At 67.2% G+C, this 20488-nt stretch carries 20 protein-coding genes; 8 read left to right on the top strand and 12 right to left on the bottom strand.

All coding sequences use genetic code 11. The annotated features are described in order from the left end of the window. Positions 1–70: 70 nt before the first annotated feature. From RUU78_RS04770 to RUU78_RS04730, 9 genes are all read right to left on the bottom strand, one after another. Positions 71–394 carry a non-heme iron oxygenase ferredoxin subunit gene (locus RUU78_RS04770; protein WP_313914196.1) on the bottom strand — a complete coding sequence of 108 codons (324 nt, stop codon included), beginning with the start codon at positions 392–394 and terminating at the stop codon, positions 71–73. Positions 395–422: 28 nt separating this feature from the next. Next, complete coding sequence (locus tag RUU78_RS04765; RefSeq protein WP_313914194.1) at positions 423–974, bottom strand: GNAT family N-acetyltransferase; 552 nt, start codon at positions 972–974, stop codon at positions 423–425. Beyond that, entirely contained in the window at positions 971–1435 is a 465-nt protein-coding gene (gene sufU / locus RUU78_RS04760; protein WP_313914192.1) for a Fe-S cluster assembly sulfur transfer protein SufU, read from the bottom strand. Before sufU ends, RUU78_RS04765 begins: the two co-directional genes overlap by 4 nt. Positions 1436–1437: 2 nt before the next feature. Next, positions 1438–2664 (bottom strand): cysteine desulfurase, encoded by a 1227-nt coding sequence (locus RUU78_RS04755; protein ID WP_313914190.1) that lies wholly within the window; start codon positions 2662–2664, stop codon positions 1438–1440. After that, positions 2661–3959 (bottom strand): Fe-S cluster assembly protein SufD, encoded by a 1299-nt coding sequence (gene sufD / locus RUU78_RS04750; protein ID WP_313914188.1) that lies wholly within the window; start codon positions 3957–3959, stop codon positions 2661–2663. The genes RUU78_RS04755 and sufD overlap by 4 nt, the downstream gene beginning before the upstream one ends. Continuing rightward, positions 3956–4723 (bottom strand): Fe-S cluster assembly ATPase SufC, encoded by a 768-nt coding sequence (sufC, locus tag RUU78_RS04745; protein WP_313914187.1) that lies wholly within the window; start codon positions 4721–4723, stop codon positions 3956–3958. The genes sufD and sufC overlap by 4 nt, the downstream gene beginning before the upstream one ends. Before the next feature lie 39 nt (positions 4724–4762). Then, positions 4763–5437, bottom strand: coding sequence for a hypothetical protein (locus RUU78_RS04740; protein WP_313914184.1), 675 nt, complete (start codon positions 5435–5437; stop codon positions 4763–4765). 88 nt (positions 5438–5525) lie between these two features. Beyond that, positions 5526–6968: a Fe-S cluster assembly protein SufB gene (sufB, locus tag RUU78_RS04735; protein WP_313914183.1), complete on the bottom strand. Its 1443-nt coding sequence runs from the start codon at positions 6966–6968 to the stop codon at positions 5526–5528. 23 nt (positions 6969–6991) lie between these two features. Then, positions 6992–7441, bottom strand: a complete 450-nt coding sequence (locus RUU78_RS04730; RefSeq protein ID WP_313914182.1) for an SUF system Fe-S cluster assembly regulator — start codon at positions 7439–7441, stop codon at positions 6992–6994. Between the two features lie 365 nt (positions 7442–7806). On the opposite strand from RUU78_RS04730, the gene RUU78_RS04725 reads away from it, so the two are divergent. The 7 genes from RUU78_RS04725 (at position 7807) to RUU78_RS04695 (ending at position 17174) form a co-directional block, all read left to right on the top strand. Then, positions 7807–8427 (top strand): PepSY-associated TM helix domain-containing protein, encoded by a 621-nt coding sequence (locus tag RUU78_RS04725; protein WP_313914180.1) that lies wholly within the window; start codon positions 7807–7809, stop codon positions 8425–8427. Between the two features lie 16 nt (positions 8428–8443). Next, a complete protein-coding gene (locus RUU78_RS04720) occupies positions 8444–8977 on the top strand; it encodes a DUF2271 domain-containing protein (protein ID WP_313914210.1) in 534 nt (177 codons plus the stop codon). Positions 8978–9291: 314 nt separating this feature from the next. Further along, positions 9292–10098, top strand: coding sequence for a DUF4198 domain-containing protein (locus tag RUU78_RS04715; RefSeq protein WP_313914178.1), 807 nt, complete (start codon positions 9292–9294; stop codon positions 10096–10098). 253 nt (positions 10099–10351) lie between these two features. Continuing rightward, positions 10352–11344: an FAD:protein FMN transferase gene (locus tag RUU78_RS04710; protein WP_313914176.1), complete on the top strand. Its 993-nt coding sequence runs from the start codon at positions 10352–10354 to the stop codon at positions 11342–11344. 10 nt (positions 11345–11354) lie between these two features. After that, on the top strand, positions 11355–12980 hold the full coding sequence (locus RUU78_RS04705) for a sulfite reductase subunit alpha (RefSeq protein WP_313914174.1): 1626 nt from the start codon (positions 11355–11357) through the stop codon (positions 12978–12980). 790 nt (positions 12981–13770) lie between these two features. Next, a complete protein-coding gene (locus RUU78_RS04700) occupies positions 13771–16227 on the top strand; it encodes a TonB-dependent siderophore receptor (protein WP_313914172.1) in 2457 nt (818 codons plus the stop codon). A 260-nt stretch (positions 16228–16487) separates the two neighbouring features. Continuing rightward, complete coding sequence (locus RUU78_RS04695) at positions 16488–17174, top strand: Fe2+-dependent dioxygenase (protein ID WP_313914170.1); 687 nt, start codon at positions 16488–16490, stop codon at positions 17172–17174. A gap of 136 nt (positions 17175–17310) precedes the next feature. Here the strand turns inward: RUU78_RS04695 and RUU78_RS04690 are convergent, their stop codons facing one another. The 3 genes from RUU78_RS04690 to RUU78_RS04680 are packed head-to-tail and all read right to left on the bottom strand — an operon-like array spanning position 17311 to position 19389. Then, positions 17311–17898: a HutD family protein gene (locus tag RUU78_RS04690; RefSeq protein WP_313914168.1), complete on the bottom strand. Its 588-nt coding sequence runs from the start codon at positions 17896–17898 to the stop codon at positions 17311–17313. Continuing rightward, positions 17895–18362: an SET domain-containing protein gene (locus RUU78_RS04685; protein ID WP_313914166.1), complete on the bottom strand. Its 468-nt coding sequence runs from the start codon at positions 18360–18362 to the stop codon at positions 17895–17897. The genes RUU78_RS04690 and RUU78_RS04685 overlap by 4 nt, the downstream gene beginning before the upstream one ends. A gap of 22 nt (positions 18363–18384) precedes the next feature. Beyond that, complete coding sequence (locus RUU78_RS04680; RefSeq protein WP_313914164.1) at positions 18385–19389, bottom strand: polyprenyl synthetase family protein; 1005 nt, start codon at positions 19387–19389, stop codon at positions 18385–18387. 388 nt (positions 19390–19777) lie between these two features. On the opposite strand from RUU78_RS04680, the gene ssb reads away from it, so the two are divergent. Beyond that, positions 19778–20338 (top strand): single-stranded DNA-binding protein, encoded by a 561-nt coding sequence (ssb, locus tag RUU78_RS04675; RefSeq protein WP_313914162.1) that lies wholly within the window; start codon positions 19778–19780, stop codon positions 20336–20338. Positions 20339–20488: the final 150 nt, after the last annotated feature.

Here is a 20488-nt window from a genome sequence, read left to right as displayed (position 1 = left end):
GACTCGGATCGCTTGCGCCCGGCTTCTGGCCGGGCGCTCTTTTTGTTCAGAGATTCCTTGATGCCGGATTTCAATCCCAGCGATCGTCCCGCGTGAATACCGCGCCGTCCTCGACGCGCACCGGGAACTTCGCGATCGGCTCGTAGGCCGGGGGGCACAGCACGGCGCCGGTGCGCAGGTCGAAGCGCGCGCCGTGGCGCACACATTCGATTTCGAAGCCGTCGAGCGGACCGCCGGCGAGTTCGCCGCCGTCGTGGGTGCAGATGTCCTCGACCGCGTACAAGTCACCGTCGATATTGAACACCGCGATCGCGACGTCACCGTCCCAGGCGACCTGGAATTCACCCGGCAGCAGCTCGGCCGTGGCGCAGACGCGGATCCAGGCGGCGCTCACGGCTGCGTCGCCCCGAAGGTCATTGTGCTCACAGCGCTTTGGCCAGCACTTCGAACTGCAGGTCGTCGCGCGTCGGAATGCCGAAGCGCTCGTCGCCGTACGGAAACGGCTTGAGCACGCCGGTGCGCACATAGCGGCGGCGTTCGTACCAGGCGATCAGGCTCTCGCGCACCGTGATCACGGTCATCTGCATCTCGTCGCAATTCCATTCCACCTTGGCGATACGCTCGGCTTCAGCCAGCACCTGCTTGCCGACGCCGCCGCCCTGCAGCCGCGGGTCGACCGCGAACATGCCGAAATAGCCGATGTTGCGGCCGTCCTGTTGCAGGCGCTCGATGTGGCAGCAGCACAGCAGTCCGCCGTCGCGCTCGGCCAGCACGATGCGGCTATAGCCGCGCGCGACGAGAGCGGCGACGGAATCCGCGTCGGTGCGCTGGCCTTCGAGGAAATCGGCCTCGGTAGTCCAGCCCTGCTTGCTCACGTCGCCGCGGTAGGCGGACTCGACGAGCGCGACGATGGCCGGTATGTCCGCCGTGACCGCGGCGCGGAAGGTGATCGGAGCGTCGGCGACGGCATTCATGCGGAGTCCTTTTCGGTAGTCGTACGGGTTTCGCCGGCCAGCGCGGCGGCCAGCGTCGCCCAGGGCAGCAGGGCGCATTTGCGCCGCGCAGGATAGCGCGTGAGTTCCGATAGCGCGGCGAGATCGCCCAGATCCGGCGTGACATCGTCGAGCAGCCCCGCGCCCACACCCTCGACGCCGACCAGCGCGGCAAAGGCCTGCTGCAGCGCGGCGATTTCCGGCGGTGTCATTCCGATCACGCGCTCGCCGAGCAGCGAGGCCGTGGCCGTCGCGATGGCGCAGCATTCGCCGCGGAAAGCGTACTCGGTGATGCGGCCCTCGTGCAGGCGCAGTTCCACATGCAGCGAATCCCCGCAGAGCGCGTTGACGCCATCGCAGGCGTGGGTCGGCTGCTCGAGCGCACCGTGGCGGCGCGGTGCGCGATGATGGTCGAGCACGATGTCGCGGTAGAGCGCGTTCACGGTCAGGCCAGCAGACGGCGCACTTTGTCCAGCGCGCGCACGAACGCATCGACCTCGTCGCGCGTGTTGTAGAACGATAGCGACGCGCGTGCGGTCGCCGGCACGCCGAAGAACTGCATCAGCGGATGCGCGCAGTGATGGCCCGACCGCACCGCCACGCCTTCGTGGTCGAGCAGCGTGGCGACATCGTGCGCATGCACACCGTCGATCAGGAACGACAGCACGGCTGCTTTATGCGGCGCGCGGCCGAACAGGCGCAGGCCGGGCACGCTGTCCAGCGCCGCGGTCGCGTAGGCGAGCAGCTCCGCCTCGTAGGCCTGGATGCGGTCGAGCCCGACGCTCTCGACATAGTCGATCGCGGCACCCAGACCAATGAAGCCGGCGATGTTCGGCGTGCCCGCTTCGAACTTGTGCGGCGGATCGGCGAACACGGTGCCGTCGAAGCTGACCGTGCGGATCATCTCGCCGCCACCGAAGAACGGCGGCATGGCCTGCAGATGCTCGCGCCGCGCCCACAGCGCGCCGGTGCCGGTGGGGCCGAACAGCTTGTGTCCGGTCATGGCATAGAAATCGCAGCCCAGCGCCTGCAGGTCGACGCGCTGGTGCGGGCAGGCCTGCGAGCCGTCCACCAGCAGCGGAATGCCGCGCGCGCGGCAGAGCTTTGCGATCTGCGCGACCGGGTTGATGGTACCGATCACGTTGGACACATGGGCGACCGCGGCGAGCTTGACCGCTGGTGTCAGCAGCGCTTCGAAACGCTCGAGATCGAGCACGCCGTTCGCGTCGATGGGCGCCGCCTTGACTGTCGCGCCGGTGCGGCCGGCCACGAGCTGCCACGGCACGATGTTGGCGTGGTGCTCCATCTGCGTGACGAGGATTTCGTCGCCGGCCGCCAGGCGCGGCAGCGCGAAGCTGTAGGCGACGAGATTGATCGCCTGGGTCGTGCCGCTCGTGAGGACGAGCTGGTCGCGATTGGCGTTGAGGAACATCGCGAGTTTGCTGCGCGCGCCTTCGTAGGCTGCCGTCGCCTGTTCGCCGAGCGTATGCACGGCGCGCGCGACGTTGGCGTTGTAGGTGCGGTAGTAGCCATCGACCGCATCGATGACCGACTGCGGCTTTTGTGCCGTGTTCGCGTTGTCGAAATAGATCAGCGGCTTGTCGTCGTGTACGCGGCGCGAAAGCAGCGGGAAGTCGGCGCGGTAGCGCAGTGGATCGAAAGGTTCGCTCATGCGGACACCTGCGGCAGGCGCGCGCTGAGCAGCGCGTCCAGCTGCTCGCGCAGGGCGCCGTCTTCAACCCCGTCCAGCACCACGCGGCAGAACGCGAGTGTCAGCAGCGTGCGCGCCTCGATTTCGGGCACGCCGCGCGAGCGCAGGTAGAACAGCGCCGCGTCGTCGAGCTGGCCGACGGTCGCGCCGTGGCTGGCCTGCACCTCGTCGGCGTGGATTTCGAGCACGGGCTGGGTGTCGATCTCCGCGTGCGGCGACAGCAGCAGGTTCTTGTTCGACAGCTGCGCCGCGGTGCCATCGGCGCCGGCGCGGATGCGAATGCCGCCATGGAACACGACACGGCCGCGATCGGCGCCGAGGCCGCGCCAGTTCAGTTCGCAGGCGGTGTCGCGTGCAATGTGTTCGATGTTCAGGCGCGTGTCGACATGACGGCGGCCGTCGGCGAACAGCACACCGGCGGCATGGACGCGCGCGCCGTTGCCCTGCAGCGCGACGTTGAGTTCGTGCCGCGACAGGGCGGCGCCGAGCTCGAGGTCGATGCGGCGATAGTCGGCCGCGCTGCCGAGCACCGCGTCGGTACGCGTCACCAGCGTCGCCGTCGCGGCTTCGTTCTGCACGCGAACGTGGTCGAGCCGCGCGTCGCGGCGCAGGTGTACGTGCGCGAGGCTGTTGACGAGATGGGTCTGCGCCGACGCGGCGAGCTGGTATTCGCAGACCGTCAGACGCGCGCCTTCGCCGAGTTCGATGAGATGACGCAGGTGGATCGCCGCGTCGCCGCTGCTGGTGGCGCCGAGCATCACCAGTGCGATCGGCGTGGGGCAATGCACGCCGTCGGCGACGCGCAGCAGCAGGCCATCGAGCGCGAACGCCGCGTTGAGCCGGGCGAAGGTCTCGTCGGCTGCGTCGAAGCGGCGCGCGAGGAAATCCACGTCGCGCGCATCACCATGTGCGAGCGCCTGCGCGAGCGTGGTCATTTCCACACCGTCGGGTATGCCGTCGAGCAGCGAAAGCGATGGCGAGAACGTGCCGTTGACGAAAACCAGTCGCGGTCCCGGGATCGATGCAACCGCGTCCGCATCGGCCTGCGTCGCCGTGGGCAGCGGCGAGAACGCACGCCGCTCGAGCGCGCGCAGCGAGGTATGCCTCCAGCGTTCCGCGCGTGCGCCGGGCAGTCCGTCGGCCAGCGCGGCGGCGAGCTGCGCGCGGCGCGACGCGCCCAGTCCGCCCGCATCGAGCTGCGCAATCGGCAGCCCGGCGAATCCGCGTTCCAGTTCCTGCAGCAGCGGTGCACTCATGCGGGGCTGCGCTCCGGCACGCGGCGCTCGTCGAGCCAGGCATAGCCCTGCCGCTCGAGCTTGTGCGCAAGCGTCTTGTCGCCGCTCTCGACGATGCGGCCCTCGGCCAGCACGTGCACGTAGTCGGGCACGATGTAGTCGAGCAGACGTTGGTAGTGCGTAATCACGACGAAGGCGCGCTGCGCGCTGCGCATGTGGTTGACGCCTTCGGCGACCATCTTCAGCGCGTCGATGTCCAGGCCCGAATCGGTTTCGTCGAGGATCGCCAGGCGCGGTTCCAGCAGCGCCATCTGGAAGATCTCGTTGCGCTTCTTCTCGCCGCCGGAGAAGCCCGCGTTGACCGCGCGATGCAGCAGATCATCGGAGATGTGCAGCACGCGCAGTTTCTCGCGCACGAGCTTGAGGAACTGCATCGAATCCAGCTCCGGCTCGCCGCGGTACCGGCGCTGCGCGTTCAGCGCGGCCTTGAGGAAATACGTGTTGTTGACGCCCGGAATCTCTACCGGGTACTGGAACGCGAGGAACAGCCCGACCGCGGCGCGTTCCTCGGGTTCGAGCTGCAGCAGGTCCTGGTCGCCGAAGTCGACCGTGCCGGCGGTGATCTCATAGCCTTCGCGGCCCGCGAGCACGTTGCCCAGCGTCGACTTGCCGGCGCCGTTCGGCCCCATGATCGCGTGCACTTCGCCGGGCTTCACGTCGAGGCTGAGCCCTTTGAGGATTTCCTTGCCGGCGATGCGGACGTGGAGGTTTTCGATTTTGAGCATTGCGCGAGGTCTGCAGAAAGGGAACGAGAAAGAGCGGCGTCAGTTCTGACGCTTCAGCATGCCGCCGCCGAAATAGATCCGCCGCGGCGCGGGTCCGGCGCTGCCGTCGTCGTAGGGAAAGCTCGAATAGCGCTGCTCGGCACCGGCCGCGGTCGTCAGGATCAGCGCGTTGTCGTCGAAGCGGTAGCGTCCCTGTTGCTCGCCGCTGGATCCGACCCTGCCGGCCTCCGTGCCGGTCGCGACGCTTCCGATCGTCGACAGCGAATAGCTGCCGTCGCCGCGCAAGGTCAGGGTCGAGGCGGACATGACCGCGCCACCGCCGACGCTCGCCCCGCCGGCGTAGACGCCGTCGATGCGCGTATTGCTGGCGAAGGTCTCGACGGGACAGAACGAACCGGCATCCCAGCCGAAGCAGCCGCCGTCGCCGCGTTCGTACGTGCTGCTGACCGGCTTGCCGTCGAAGCTCATGACGAGATTGCCGCCGTCGAGCCGGTAGCTGCCGACGTCGTGCGGGCGCTGCTTGCGCTCGCGCTCGATCTCGTCGGTGCCGGCGGTCGGGTTGCGTACGACCGTGCCGTCAGCGAAGCGATAGGCCTCCAGCGTCAGGGTGCCGACCGAAAACCGTGTCATCAGGTAGAGCCCATGCGGCCCGTCGGCGCGGGCGCCGCAGGCTGACAGCAACAGCAGGACCAGCGTCAGCATCACGATGCGCATCACACACACTCCGTATCGACTGGCGACGATTCGCCGTTCACTGCACGCACGGAAACGGCAGTCCTGCGCTCATTGCGCTGTACGGCGCTCAACCCACCGCCCCTTCGAGCGACACTTCCAGCAGCTTCTTGGCCTCCACCGCGAATTCCATCGGCAGTTCCTTGAACACCTGCTTGCAGAAGCCGTCGACGATCATCGACACGGCGTCTTCCTGGTCGAGTCCGCGCGAGCGGCAGTAGAACAGCTGGTCGTCGGAGATCTTCGACGTGGTGGCCTCGTGCTCGACGATCGCGCTGGGATGCTTGACCTCGATATACGGGAAGGTGTGCGCGCCGCATTTCTTGCCGATCAGCAGCGAATCGCACTGGGTGTAGTTGCGCGCGCCCTCGGCGCTCTTTTCCACCTTGACGAGGCCGCGGTAGCTGTTCTGGCCGCGCCCGGCGCTGATGCCCTTGGCGATGATCTTCGACTTGGTGTTCCGGCCGATGTGGATCATCTTGGTGCCGGTGTCGGCCTGCTGCGCGTGGTGGGTCAGCGCGACCGAATAGAACTCGCCGGTGGAATCGTCGCCGCGCAGGATGCAGCTCGGGTATTTCCAGGTGATCGCCGAACCGGTCTCGACCTGGGTCCAGGAAATCTTCGAACGTGCGCCGCGGCAGTCGCCGCGCTTGGTCACGAAGTTGTAGATGCCGCCGACGCCGTTCTCGTCGCCCGGATACCAGTTCTGCACCGTCGAATACTTGATCTGCGCATCGTCGAGCGCGACCAGTTCCACCACCGCCGCATGCAGCTGGTTCTCGTCGCGTTGCGGAGCGGTGCAGCCTTCGAGGTAACTGACGTAGCTGCCTTCCTCGGCGACGATCAGGGTGCGTTCGAACTGGCCCGTGTTCAGCGCGTTGATGCGGAAGTAGGTGCTCAGCTCCATCGGGCAGCGCACGCCCTTGGGAATGAAGACGAACGAACCGTCGGAGAACACCGCGCAGTTCAGCGCGGCGAAGTAGTTGTCGGCGACCGGCACGACCGAGCCGAGGTATTGCTTCACCAGGTCCGGATGTTCCTGGATCGCCTCGGACATGGAGCAGAAGATCACGCCCGCTTCGGCCAGCTCCTTGCGGAACGTGGTGCCGACCGAGACCGAATCGAACACCGCGTCGACCGCGACACCGGCGAGCCTGGCGCGCTCATGCAGCGGCACGCCGAGCTTGTCGTAGGTCTCGAGCAGCTTCGGATCGACGTCGGCCAGCGACTTGGGCCGCTCCTTGGGCGCGGCGTAGTAGCTGACGGACTGGAAATCGATCGCCGCGATGCGCAGCTGCGCCCAGTCCGGCATCGGCATCGTCAGCCAATGGCGATAGGCCTTGAGGCGCCAGTCGGTCATCCACTGCGGCTCGTTCTTCTTGGCCGAGATCTGGCGCACCACGTCCTCGGACAGGCCGGGCGGCAGGTATTCGGTTTCGATATCCGTCACGAAGCCGGCTTCGTAGCGCCGGTTGAGTGCAGTGACGATCTCGTCGTTGCGTTCGGTTGCCATGGGCTGCCTACTGATTTCGCTTTTCATACCAGCGCGACACGCAGCGGCGTCGGTATCGGCCGCTTTGGTCCTGGAGGTTTCATCATGTCAGCCAGCGTCACGCTGGCCAGGGCGTCGGCGATCGCCTGGTTGATGCGCTGCCAGTTGCCGCGCACGCCGCAGTGGCTTTCGTGATCGCACAGGCCGCTGTGGACGCTGCACTCGGTCATGCCGATCGGCCCTTCCATCGCCACGACGATCTCGGCGACCGAAATCGCGGCCGGCGTGCGGGCGATGCGGTAGCCGCCGTTGACGCCGCGGAACGACTCGACGAGTCCGGCGTGCACCAGCTGCTTGAGCAGCTTGGACACGGTCGGGATCTCCAGTCGCGCCCGCTCGGCCAGCACCTGCGCGCTGAGCACGTCGCTGCCGGCCTCGGCGAGAACGGTCATGACGACGGTCGCGTAATCAGTGAGCTTGCTGACGCGGAGCATGGGAGGACGCCGCTAAAGTAGACCGAAATGGTACGGTTTTAAGCGCGCGGCGGCAATGACGCATCGCCGGGGTCCGGTGCGGTGCGCGATACGGCTTTCGATTCCGGAGCCCCCTTAAGTGAAGGGGGTGAGGAGTGATCGTTCAGGACCGCAGGTTCTGATCGCTCTGAACGCCCGACGGGCCGGACCGGCCAAATGCCTGCGCAGCAGGCATTTGGCGGGGTTGTGGAGATCTGGTGCTGAGTACAGGCGCGGCAGTGCCAGAGTCTCGCCCAGGCTTCGAATTGAGACTGATTCTCATTTGTGCTGTAATCGCCGCTCTTGCGCCAACCGGCGCTCCCGCGTCGCGAGCAGTCCCGATTTCCATGGCCAACGATCCGCAACGCCGCGCCGGGTGGTTGAAGACGCTGCATCAATGGCATTGGATTTCGTCGGCGGCCTGTCTGATCGGGCTGATCCTGTTCGCGTTCACCGGCATCACGCTCAACCATGCCAGCCAGATCAGCGCCGAACCGGTAGTGCTGAACCGGCAGGCGGAAATTCCGGCAGCCCTGCGCGCGTCGCTGTCCGCGCGCGGACTGGAAGGCAAGCAGCCGGTCGATGCCGAGCTCGCGCGCTGGTTCGCGCAGGCGCTGGACCTTCGTATAGGTGCGGCCGAGGCCGAATGGAGTGCGAGCGAAATCTATATCTCGCTGCCGCGGCCGGGTGGCGACGCCTGGGCCAGCGTGGATCTGGCCAGTGGCGCGGTCGAATACGAGCGCACCGACCGCGGCTGGATCGCCTGGCTCAACGACCTGCACAAGGGGCGCAACACCGGCCCGGTGTGGACCTGGTTCATCGACATCTTCGCCGTGGCCTGCCTCGTGTTCGCGATCACCGGTCTGTTCCTGCTGCAGCTGCATGCGCCGCGCCGGCCGGCGACCTGGCCGATGGTCGTGCTGGGTGTTGCGGTTCCTGTCGTACTGATACTTCTGTTCATCCATTGATGGAGTGCCCATGCGTGTGCAACTGAAGCTTTCCTGCGCGCTCAGCGCGCTTCTCGCCGGCAGTGCGGCCGCGGCTGATCTGAACGTCGGCGTGGAAGTACCGAACCTCAGCGTGGCCGAGTACCACCGGCCTTACGTGGCGGTCTGGGTCGAGCGCCCGGACAACAGCGTGGCGGCCAACCTCGCGGTCTGGTACCAGCAGAAGGGCGGCAAGGACGCGGCGACCGGCAAACAGGAGCACGGCACCAAGTGGCTGGCCGACCTGCGCCAGTGGTGGCGCCGCAGCGGCCGCAGCAGCACGCTGCCGATCGACGGCGTCAGCGGCGCGACGCGTCCGGCCGGCGTGCACAAGCTCAGCTTCAATGACAAGCAGCCCCAGCTCGCGGACCTCAAGCCCGGCAAGTACGCCCTCGTCGTCGAGGCCGCGCGCGAAGTCGGCGGCCGCGAGCTCGTGCGCATTCCGTTCGACTGGCCGCCGGCCAAGGCTTTCCACGGCGATACCAAGGGCGAATTGGAGCTCGGGAATATTTCGTTGGACCTGGCGCCATAGGCATTTCCAGCCTGATGTCGCGCAGCCGATCCGAGGCAAGAACGCCAAAGCCCTCCCCTTCAAGGGGAGGGTTGGGTGGGGATGGTGTGATGTTGCGTCGAACCGCAACAGAGCCATCACCCAGTCTCGAACGTGTCTGGTGTCAACCCCGTTTTAGTCACTCAAGCCGAACCCATCCCCACCCAACCCGCCCGCCCTTTGGGCGTTCAGGACGATGAGAACCTGCGGTTCCAAACCATCGCCCTTCTCCCCCTTGAAGGGGAGGGCTTGAGCGGTTGAATTTTTCCGCGCTTCTTCAATTCGGAGAACACCCCATGAAAGCTCTGCGTCCCGTCGTTGCCGCCGCACTCGTCCTGTTCGCCGCCAGTGCGGCACAGGCCCACAAATCCTGGTTGCTGCCGTCGGCCACCGTGCTGACCGCTGACCAGTGGATCACCGTGGATGCGGCGGTCTCCAACGACCTGTTCTATTTCAACCACGTGCCGATCCGCCTCGACAATCTCGAGATCACCGCGCCCGACGGCAGCGCCGTGAAGCCGGAGAACCCGTTCACCGGCAAGTTCCGTTCGAGCTTCGACCTGCACCTGGACAAGCCAGGCACCTACAAGATGGCCCTGGTCAACAACGGCGTGTTTGCGAGCTATGAACTCAACGGCGAGAAGAAGCGCTGGCGCGGCAAGCCGGACGACATGGCCAAGGACATCCCGGCCGACGCGAAAAATGTGGAAATCACCCAGTCGGCGGGACGCATCGAAACCTTTGCTACCGCCGGCGCGCCGAACGACACCGCGCTCAAGGCGACAGGCAAAGGCCTGGAGATGACGCCGGTCACGCATCCGAACGACCTGTTCGCGGGCGAGACGGCCAAGTTCCGCTTCACGCTCGACGGCAAGCCGGCCGTCGACCTCGCCGTCGAGGTCGTTCCGGGCGGCAGCCGCTGGCGCAACGCGCAGAACGAGATCGCGCTGAAGACCGACAAGAACGGCGAAATCAGCGTGACCTGGCCGGCCGCAGGCATGTACTGGCTGGAAACCTCGCTGCAGGACAAGAACGCGACCGTGCCGAAAGCGACGTCGCGACGCGCGAGCTATGTCGCGACCTTCGAGGTGCTGGCGCAGTAGGCGTGTCGCGCGATTTTCGCATCGCGGCAAGGGGAAGTGCCGGTCTTTTCGCGTGCGAGAGCACGCCGGCTTGCTGCGCGCCGCGACGCGGGGCGGTTCCTGTCACCGGGCGATGCCTGTCCACGCCTTTCGCAGAGCGGTGCTTGTCTATTCCTTTCGCGGAGCGGTGCTTGTCTATTCCTTTCGCGGAGCGGTGCTTGTCTATTCCTTTCGCGGAGCGGTGCTTGTCTATTCCTTTCGCAGAGCGAAAGGCATGAACCTCGCCATGCTCGCGCGCCGGGTTCTGCCGCGCCGCGTGCTGCGCTGGCCGGTGCGCGCGTGGAGCGGCGACAGCATGGGCACGCACTGGTCGGTGAAGGTCTGCGCGCGACGCCGGCCCGACGCGGCCGTCGTGCGTGCGGCGATCGAGGCGGAACTCGACCGCGTCGATCGGCAGATGAGTACCTGGCGCGCCGATTCGGACCTGAGCCGTTACAACACCGCGGCTGGGCCGGTCTGGGTGGAACTGCCGGACGATTGCTATCGCGTCGTCACTACGGCGCTCGCGGTCGCGCGGGAGACTGGCGGCGCCTACGACCCGACGGTGGGGCGTCTCGTCAATCTCTGGGGTTTCGGTCCCGACGGTACGCGCGAGTCACCACCGCCAGCGGCGGCGATCGAACGCGCGCGCGCCGATTGTGGCTGGCAACGCCTGCGCTGCGACGACGCGCGACACGCGGTGTGGCAGCCCGGCGGCGTATTTCTCGACCTCTCCGCGATTGCCAAAGGCTTCGCCGTCGACCAGGTCTGCGCGAGCCTGGAGCGCCATGGCATCCACGACTATCTCGTCGAGGTCGGCGGCGAGCTGCGCGCACGCGGCTTTCGAGGCGATGGGCGGCCGTGGTATGTCGCGATCGAATCGCCCGAGAAACAAGCCGAGATGCCGCTGATCGGCGTGCTGCGCGACGGTGCGATCGCCACCTCGGGCGACTACCTGCGCTATTTCGAAACTGCCGGCCAGCGCTATTCTCACACCATCGATCCGCGCACCGCCGAGCCGGTCAGCCACGCGCTCGCCGCGGTCAGCGTGCTGCACGACGAGACCATGCTCGCCGACGCCTACGCGACCGCGTTCAGCGTGCTCGGCGCCGACGACGGTCTTGCATTCGCGCAGCGCCACGGCATCGCCGCGCGCTTCGTGAGTCGCGCGGCGCAGGGGCTGGCCACGGTGGAGTCGAGCGCGTTCGCGCGCTTCCGCTACGCATGAGCCGGCACGCATGAGAGACAAGCCGCGGCTCATTTCGCGCAGCGTGATCGGCAATGCCGCGGTGCTGCTCGCGCTGGTGGTCATTGCCGTGGTGTTCGCGTACTGGCAGCGCGTGCCGCTGGCCTGGACCGATCCGGCACCGGCGCGTCTGGCCGGCGCGGCCGTCGTCGTCGTCGTGTTCGTCGCGTTCTGCCTCGCACTGCGCTGGCGGCGCCGCGTGCGCGCGGCGCGCCTGCAGGTGGCCGAGGTCGCCGTGGCCGATCCGGTCCTGGTCGCCTATGCGAGCCAGACCGGCACGGCCGAAGATCTCGCGCGGCGCACCCTGCGTACGCTGGACGACGCGGGATGTGCGGCGAGGCTCGTCGCGTTCGATGCCATCGATGCAGCCCTGCTGCGCGCGACGCGGCGCGCGCTGTTCATCGTCAGCACCTACGGCGAGGGCGACCCGCCCGACATGGCCGCGGGCTTCGCGCGCCGCCTGCTCGCGCACAAGCTCGCATTGCCTCAGTTGCGCTACGGCGTGCTCGCGCTCGGCGACAGTGAATACGTCAATTTCTGCGGTTTCGGCCGAAGCGTCGATACCTGGCTGCGCCAGCAGGGGGCGCAGGCGCTGTTCGACCGTATCGATGTGGACAATGCGGAACCCGGCGCGCTGCGCCACTGGCAGCATCAGATCGGCGTGCTCGCCGGCCGCACTGACGAGCCCGACTGGACCGCGCCGCGCTATTCGCGCTGGCAACTGGCTGCGCGGCGCCAGCTCAATCCCGGCAGCGTCGGCGGCGCGTGCTTCCTGCTGTCGCTGCAGGCGCCGCAGGGCGACACGCCGGACTGGTCCGCCGGCGACGTGGCCGAGATCGGACCGCGTCATGGACCCGAAGCGGTGGCGGCGCAGTTGCGGCGCTGCGGCCTCGACGGTGAACGCCTGCTCGACGGCGGTGAAAGCGTGGCCGAATTCCTCGCCCGGCATCAGTGGCCCGAAACGGCGCCGGCCGCCGGCGATGCGGGCAACGACTGGCTCGCCTCGCTCAAGCCGCTGCCGCACCGCGAATACTCGATCGCGTCCATACCGCAGGACGGCCGCCTCGATCTGCTGGTGCGCCAGTGGCGCCGCGACGACGGCAGCCTCGGCCTGGGCTCGGGCTGGCTGACCGCGCATGCGACGGTCGGCGCGACCGTCGACCTGCGCCTGCGCAGTAACAGTCAGTTCCATCTGCCGCCGCAGCCCTGCCCGCTGATCCTGATCGGCAACGGCACCGGCATCGCCGGCCTGCGCGCGCTGCTCAAGGCGCGCGCGAACCGCGGCCAGCGACGCAACTGGCTGCTGTTCGGCGAGCGCCAGCGCGACCGCGATTTCTTTTTCGCCGAGGACATCGAGGCCTGGCAACGCAGTGGCGTGCTCGAACGCGTCGACCTCGCGTTCTCGCGCGATCAGGCCGAACGCATCTACGTGCAGCAGCGTGTCGGCGAGACCGCCGCGACGCTGCGCGAGTGGGTCGCCGCCGGTGCCTGCATCTACGTCTGTGGCAGCCTGCAGGGCATGGCACCGGCCGTCGACGCGGAACTGCGTGCGGCGCTCGGCGCGCAGGCGGTGGATACGCTGGCGGAGCAGGGGCGATATCGGCGTGATGTGTATTGACTGCGGGCTGCGTGGTTGGCCCTGGCTCGGCGAGCGATCAGGCCGCATGGACCACGCTCAATTTCATGCGTGATGCGCATCAGTGAGCAAAGTCGAGCGGTGCACAAAGTAAGTCGCCATCCCCGCCCAGACCTACGAACCGTTGGGCGTTCAGGACGATGAGAACCTCCGGCTCTGAGCGATCGTCCATCACCCTCTTGAAGGCGAGGGCCTTGTCATTGCCATCCGTCGAACCACGGCTGGCATCACGAGGTTTCGCCGATCGTTTGTCTTCCCCTTGACGCGGAAGGCGCGGACGGTGTTGCGTCGACCGTCATCGCCTGCTCACGGACGTGCCGTTGACCAGGCCGGTCACAGGGATGATCGCCCGCACCGAGGCCCGTTGCGGCGAGTACGCCGTGCGCGCGACTGCGGCCGGCTCGGACGCCGCGAGCGCATCGCCGCGCGAACAGCTGGCGCGGTCCTGCGTCAGCCGGCTGTAGCGCACGTTGGCCGCTCCCGCTCGCGTCGCGCCAGACAGCGGCGCGCTGCACGACGTACTGCCATCGCTGACCACGATGTTGCCGACCGACAAACTTGATACGGACGCAGACACTACCGATAGGTGTGTTGCGAATCATTCTTATTTACTGTTAACCTTTCGTTGATGGCCGGTAACCCGCAGCGCCGCAAGGCCCGCGCGACCCGGTTCGCCAGGGGAATTCGCTTCCACCTCGCCAAACAACAACGCGGGCGCGCCGCTGCGCGCCGGCAGACCCGATCGCATTGCTGAAGGACCCAGGGAACTACCATGTCGAACTCCTCGTATATCCGTTCCGCCGCAGCCACCCCGCCGCGCCTGCTGACCACCGCGCTGGGCCTGGCACTGGCCACGGCCGCACCGCATGCGTTCGCCGAAACCGCGATGGCCGCTGCGACGGCGACCGATGCGGCCAGCGTGCAGACGCCGGACGGCGCCGACGGCCGCCGCGGCCGTGACGAGACCAAGCTCGACGCGGTCGACGTGCATGGCATGGCGCTGAAAGAGGCGTCGTCGCCGAAATACACCGCGCCGCTGCGCGACACGCCGCAGTCGATCGAAGTCGTGCCGCAGGAAGTGATGACCGGCCAGAACCTGCTGTCGTTGCGCGACGTGCTGTCCACGCTGCCGGGCATCACGTTCGGTGCCGGCGAAGGCGGCGGCGGTTTCGGTGACAGCATCAACTTGCGCGGGTTCTCCGCGAACAACGACATCCAGGTCGACGGCGTGCGAGACAGCGCGCAGTACTCGCGCACCGACACCTTCAACCTCGAACAGATCGAAGTCATCAACGGGGCCAACTCGGTGTACTCGGGCGCGGGCTCGGTCGGCGGCACGATCAACCTCGTGTCCAAGGCCGCGCGCGAAGGCGATTTCACCAATCTCGGCGCCGGCGTCGGCACCGACTCCTACGGCCGCGTCACGCTCGACACCAACCAGATGATCGGCGACAGCACCGCCGTGCGCGTCAACGTCATGGGCCATCGCAACGACGTGCCGGGGCGCGATGTCGAGGAAATGAAACGCTGGGGCTTCGCCCCGTCGATCGCCTTTGGCCTCGGCACCGACACCACGCTGACGCTGAGCTACCTGCACCAGCGCGACGACAACACGCCGCAATACGGCGTGCCGTACTTCTTCGCCGGCAACCGCGGCTTCACCCTGCCAGGGGGCGACTCCAGCACGTACTACGGCTACCGCAACGTCGACACGCAGGAAATCGAGGTTGACGCCTTCACCAGCATCCTCGCCCACACCTTCAGCCCGAACCTCAGCGTGCGCAATTTCACGCGCGTGCAGGAGGTCAACCAGTTCCTGATCGTCGATCCGCCGCAGGGTACGTTCTGCCTGGCCAACAACCAGACGCCGATCGGCGGCAGCTGCACCATCGGCACCGGTGCGGCGCAGATCGTGGTTCCGGTCAACACCTACATGCCCAGCGGCCCGCGCGGCAACGTGCGCGACACCACGAACCGCATGCTCGTGAACCAGACCGACCTGACCGCGAAGTTCAACACCGGCTCGATCGAACACACGCTGGTCGGCGGCTTCTCGCTGATGCACGAGAGCTTCGCGCTCGACGGCAGCAACGAATTCCGTAACGCCGACGGCAGTAGTCCGTTCGCCGCGCCGAATCACCTGCCCTATACCGACCCTTACAACCCGGACACGCTGTATACCGGCCCGCGCAACCGCACGCTGACCAGCAAGACCGACGGTGAACTCGACAACGCCGCGGTCTATGCCTTCGACACGATGAAGTTCAGCGAGCAGTGGCAGCTCAACCTCGGCACGCGTTTCGAGCGCAACGAAGGCAGCAGCACCGCGTACACGGTATCGACGGCTGCCGGTGCCGCCGGCCCGATCGGCACGGTCACCGGCGCGGCCGCGCCGACCAGGAACACGGACGATCTGTTCTCCTACCGCGCAGGCCTCGTGTTCAAGCCGGTCGAGACGGGCAGCATCTACTTCGCCTACGGCAACTCCAAGACGCCCTCGAAGGCCTCAGTCAACGGTAGCTGCACGCAGGCGGCGCCGCCGGCCAGCGGCCCGCTGCCGGGCACCAACAACTGCAACGTCGATCCGGAAACCGCGATCAACTACGAACTCGGCACGAAGTGGGATCTGCTCGACCAGCGCCTCTCGCTGACCGCGTCGATCTTCCGCAACGACCGCGAGAACTATCGCGTGGCCGACCCGGGCAATCCGGACAACCTGGCGGGCGAGCAGCAGCTCGACGGCGAGGCGCGAGTCGACGGCGTGCTGCTGGGCGCGAGCGGCAACCTCACGCGGAACTGGGCGGTCTACGCGAACTACACCTACCTGCAAAGCGAAGTGCTGCAAGGTGTATCGAATCTGCAGTCCTCGCTCGGCCTGGACTACACCAAGGGCGATGAACTGGTCAGCGTGCCCAAGCATTCGTTCAACGTCTGGACCACCGTCGACGTGGGCCAGTGGCAATTCGGCTACGGCATGAACTACCAGGGCGAGTTCTATCTCAACCAGCACAACGCGACCAACCTCAACGGCCCGCTGGCCAAGGCCGACGACTACTGGACGCACCGCGCGATGGCGGCGTGGAACGTCAACCGCGACCTGCGCCTGCAGCTCAACGTGAACAACCTGTTCGACAAGGAGTACTACGTCCGCGTCCGCACCGCCGCGAGCGGCTGGGCTACGCCGGGCGAAGGCCGCCAGGTCACATTGCAGGCGAACTACGCGTTCTGACGAGTGTGGCAAGACCGCCGCACGGACGCGGCGGCAGTTTCGGGACTGGAACGGCCGGGCGTATGCCTGGCCGTTTTCCGTGTGCACGATGCGCGTGCATGACGCAGAATCGGCGCGTGCATTTTCAGGGGCGGTTGCCGCCCGGTCGCATCGGGCCAGTTCCCATCAGGAACCACGCAGCGTCGCACGCATCCGGTTGCAGCAAGTTCCACAAAACTAAAAATTGCGTCAAGCGGACGCCGTCACTGCAGGTCGAAACCATGCTTCTGCACGTCACCCAGGTCCTGAGTCCCGAAGAAGTCGCGCGCTGCCGCCAGCGCCTGGATACCGCCGACTGGGCCGACGGCCGCATCACGGCCGGCTACCAGTCGGCCAAGGCCAAACACAATCTGCAGCTGCCCGACGATCATCCGGCCGCGCGCGAGCTCGGCGCGCTGATCCTCGAGCGCCTGCAGCGCCATCCCACCTTCATGGCCGGCGCACTGCCGCGGCGCATCTTCCCGCCGCTGTTCAACTGCTACCGGGAAGGCCAGTCCTTCGGCTTCCATGTCGACAACGCGGTGCGCTATCCACGCACCGGCGAAGACCGCAACCCGCTGCGTACCGATCTGTCCGCGACCTTGTTCCTGAGCCATCCCGACGACTACGACGGCGGCGAGCTCGTGATCGAAGACAGCTTCGGCACGCACAGCGTCAAGCTGCCGGCCGGTGATCTGATCCTGTATCCGGCCAGCAGCCTGCATCAGGTCATGCCGATCACGCGTGGCGAACGCGTGGCGTCGTTCTTCTGGATCCAGAGCCTCGTGCGCGACGAAGGCGAGCGGCGCCTGCTGTTCGATCTCGACGTATCGATCCAGAGCCTCACCCAGCAGCACGCCGAGCACCCGGCGCTGGTGTCACTGGTTGGCGTGTATCACAACCTGTTGAGGCGGTGGTCCGAGACTTGAGAGTGTGGCCGTTGGGCCGTGCACCAGATCTCCACAACCCTGGCCGACGCTGCGCGTCGGCCGCCCCCTTGACTCAAGGGGGCTCCAAAAGCAAAACCTGGACCCCCGACTTTCGGATGACGCCGCATGCGCCGGATTACAGCGCCGTCAGCTTGACCAGCACCAGCTCGCCCGCGCCGTTGAGCACCAGCGGCGAGCCGCCGCTCTGGGTGAATTCGATCACGAGGGTTTCGCCGGCTTCGGCGCGCGGTACGTCGGTGCGTGCGTTGACGCGGACGTGGCCGTGCACGACATGCACCAGCCAGGTCGTTGCGGCCGCTGGAAACAGCAGCTGCGCGCCGACGATGGGCCGCGCCAGCAGCTCGGCGGCGCAGCGGCCGCGCCGTACCATCAGGTTGAAGTCGCGCGTGGGGCCGTCGAGCAGGCGGCAGCTGACCGGTGCCTCGCCCGGGAACACATGCTTCTGGTAGCGCCGCGTCAGCGCGACAGGTTCGTCGCTGCCGATGAGGAGCTCCACGCCGCCACCGTCGAGCAGCATGAGTTCGCGGTCCACATCAGGAAAGATGGAAAAATCACCATCCTGTGCGATCTCGGCGATGGAGATGCGCCAGTCGAACGCCTCGTTGCCGTTCGCGTCGCGCGCGATCTCGGTAGTGATGCCGCCGCCGTTCTTCCAGGCCATGCGGCGGTAGTCGGACGCGCGCAGCAGGCGCAGCGTCGTCATGGCCTTCCCAGCAACGCATGCAGCTGCGCGGTCGAGCTGCGGATGCTCTCGTCCCAGCTGTAGCCGATGATGGCCGCGCCGGTGCTCGCGTCGGGAAAGTCCTCGGCCTGGCCCGGAGCGAGCAGATGGCGGTAGTCGACCGTGATCTCGGTGCCCGCGTCGAGGTCGCGCAGCGCGAAGACGAAGCCGAGATGCCACAGACCGGTGGGATCGAAGGCGTGGTTGATGTAGCACTCGTCCGGCCATTCCGGCGTGACCGTATAGCGGTCCTCGAACCAGCGCACTGTCGCCGGCAGCAGTTGCGCCGCATCGGGGCGCTGCGCGATCTCGTCGAAGCGGAACACTTCGGGAATCGCATCTGGCGCGGTGATCAGGCGGCCGCGCGCAACGGGCTCGTCGAGGAACAGGCCCTTGCCGGCGCCCGGGATCAGCGAATCATAGACGTGATAGCGCGGCAGGATCATGCAGCGACTCCGGCGCGGCGCATCAGTACGACCGGTCGACCGCGTAATGCGCCAGCGTCTCCAGTGCGTCGCGCGCCGGCGACGGCGGCAGCAGGCGCAGCGTGCTGCGCGCCGAATCCGCATAGCCCAGCGCCTTGGCGCGGGTCAGTTCCAGCGCGCCGGAATCGCGGATCGCGGCGACGATGTTGTCGAGCGAATCCAGCCCGCCCGATTCGATTGCCCTGCGCAGGCTCTGCGTCTGCTCCGGCGTGCTGCGCGCAATCGCGTAGATCAGCGGCAGGGTAGGCTTGCCCTCGGCGATGTCGTCGCCGATGTTCTTGCCCAGGGTGCCGGCGTCGGAGATGTAGTCGAGCAGGTCGTCGGCGATCTGGAACGCGTAGCCCAGGTCCAGCCCGAAACGATACATCGCCTCTTCCTGGTCCGGCGGCAGGCCGGCCAGCACGGCGCCCAGACGCGTCGCCGCGCCGAACAGCACGGCGGTCTTGCGTTCGATCACGCGCAGATAGGCGGCCTCGTCCGTGTCCGGGTTGCCGATATTGAGCAGCTGCAGCACTTCGCCTTCGGCGATCGCGTTGGTCGTGTCGGCGAGGATCTGCATCACGCGCACGCGCTGGAGTTCCACCATGAGCTGGAACGAGCGCGAATAGAGGAAATCGCCGACCAGCACGCTCGCCGCGTTGCCCCACATCGCATTGGCGGTCTTGCGGCCGCGGCGCAGGTCGGATTCGTCGACGACGTCGTCGTGCAGCAGGGTCGCGGTGTGGATGAATTCGATGACCGCGGCCAGCTGCACGTGCTCGTCGCCGCAGTAGCCGGCGGCGCGTGCTGCGAGCAGATGGATCATCGGCCGCAGGCGCTTGCCGCCGCCGCCGACGATATGCGCCGAGACCTGGTTGATCAGCACCACGTCAGACGCCAGGCGCGTGCGGATCAGGGTGTCCACGGCCTGCATGTCCGGCCCGGCGAGGGCCTGGACGGCGGCGAAATCGGTTGTAGCGGGCGACGGAGCCACGGCGGCGCTGGGCATCGGGACGGGAAGCTCGGGCTGAATTCGGCCGGATTATAGCGGCCCGCTACGAACACCGGCGGCGGCGCGCCGCCGGTGGCGCAATCTGCGTCGTTTCGCCGCGGCTTGGCGCGCCGCAGCGCCGCGCCGCAGACCGCTGGCGCGAGGCTGCGCCGCGTGTGGTATCGCGATGCGACAACCGTACCGACGCCGCCCTCGGGCCGTCACCCCGTCCCGCAGCCGCCCCAGACGCCAGGGCGTGTCAGCCGCGCTGGCCGTAGCAGACGGGTCCGACGATTCGGACATTTCCCAGGCGCCGACACCGCGGATTCCTGCCGGAGCGGAGCGGGTCGCATGGTATCTTTCCGGCCCTGTCAGGCCCGAGCGGCCCACCGTCAAAGGAACTCCCATGGCACGCGGCATCAACAAAGTCATTCTCGTCGGCAACGTGGGCAAGGACCCGGAAACCCGCTACAGCGCAGGCGGCATGGCCGTCACGACGATCAGCGTGGCGACGTCCGAAGCCTGGAAAGACAAGCAGACCGGCGAGCAGAAAGAAAAGACCGAATGGCACCGCGTGAAATTCTTCGGCCGCCTCGCTGAGATCGCCGGCGAATACCTCAAGAAGGGCAGCCAGGTCTATGTCGAAGGCTCGCTGCGTACCGAGGAATACGAGAAGGACGGCGTCAAGCGCTATTCCACCGACATCGTCGCTGCGGAAATGCAGATGCTCGGCGGCCGTCCGGGCGGCGGCGACATGGAAGGCGGCGGTTCCCGCGGCGGCGGCAGCTACGAAGGCGGTTCGCGCGGTGGCGGCGGTGGTGGCGGTTACGAAGGCGGTGGCGGCGGTGGCGGTGGCGGCGCAGCACGCGAGCGCGGCCCGGCGCGCGGCCCGCAGTCCGCTCCGCAGCGCGGCGCGCCGCAGCCGGTGCAGAACACCGGTTTCGACGACGACGACATTCCGTTCTGAGCGCCCACATCCGCGCTCGATGAACCGATTGAAGAAGCCCTCGTCATCGAGGGCTTCTTCGTGTCAGGCCGAGAGAAAGGCGGTCGTGTGAAGGGCAAGCGCACCACCCACCGGATGCGAGGCCAACGCCGCAGTTCTTCCGGGCGTGTG

The organism is Tahibacter sp. (genome assembly GCF_032229445.1).
GTDB lineage: Bacteria > Pseudomonadota > Gammaproteobacteria > Xanthomonadales > Rhodanobacteraceae > Tahibacter.
Note: the sequence above shows the minus strand (reverse complement) of the source record. Positions and strands in the feature narration are given on the sequence as shown.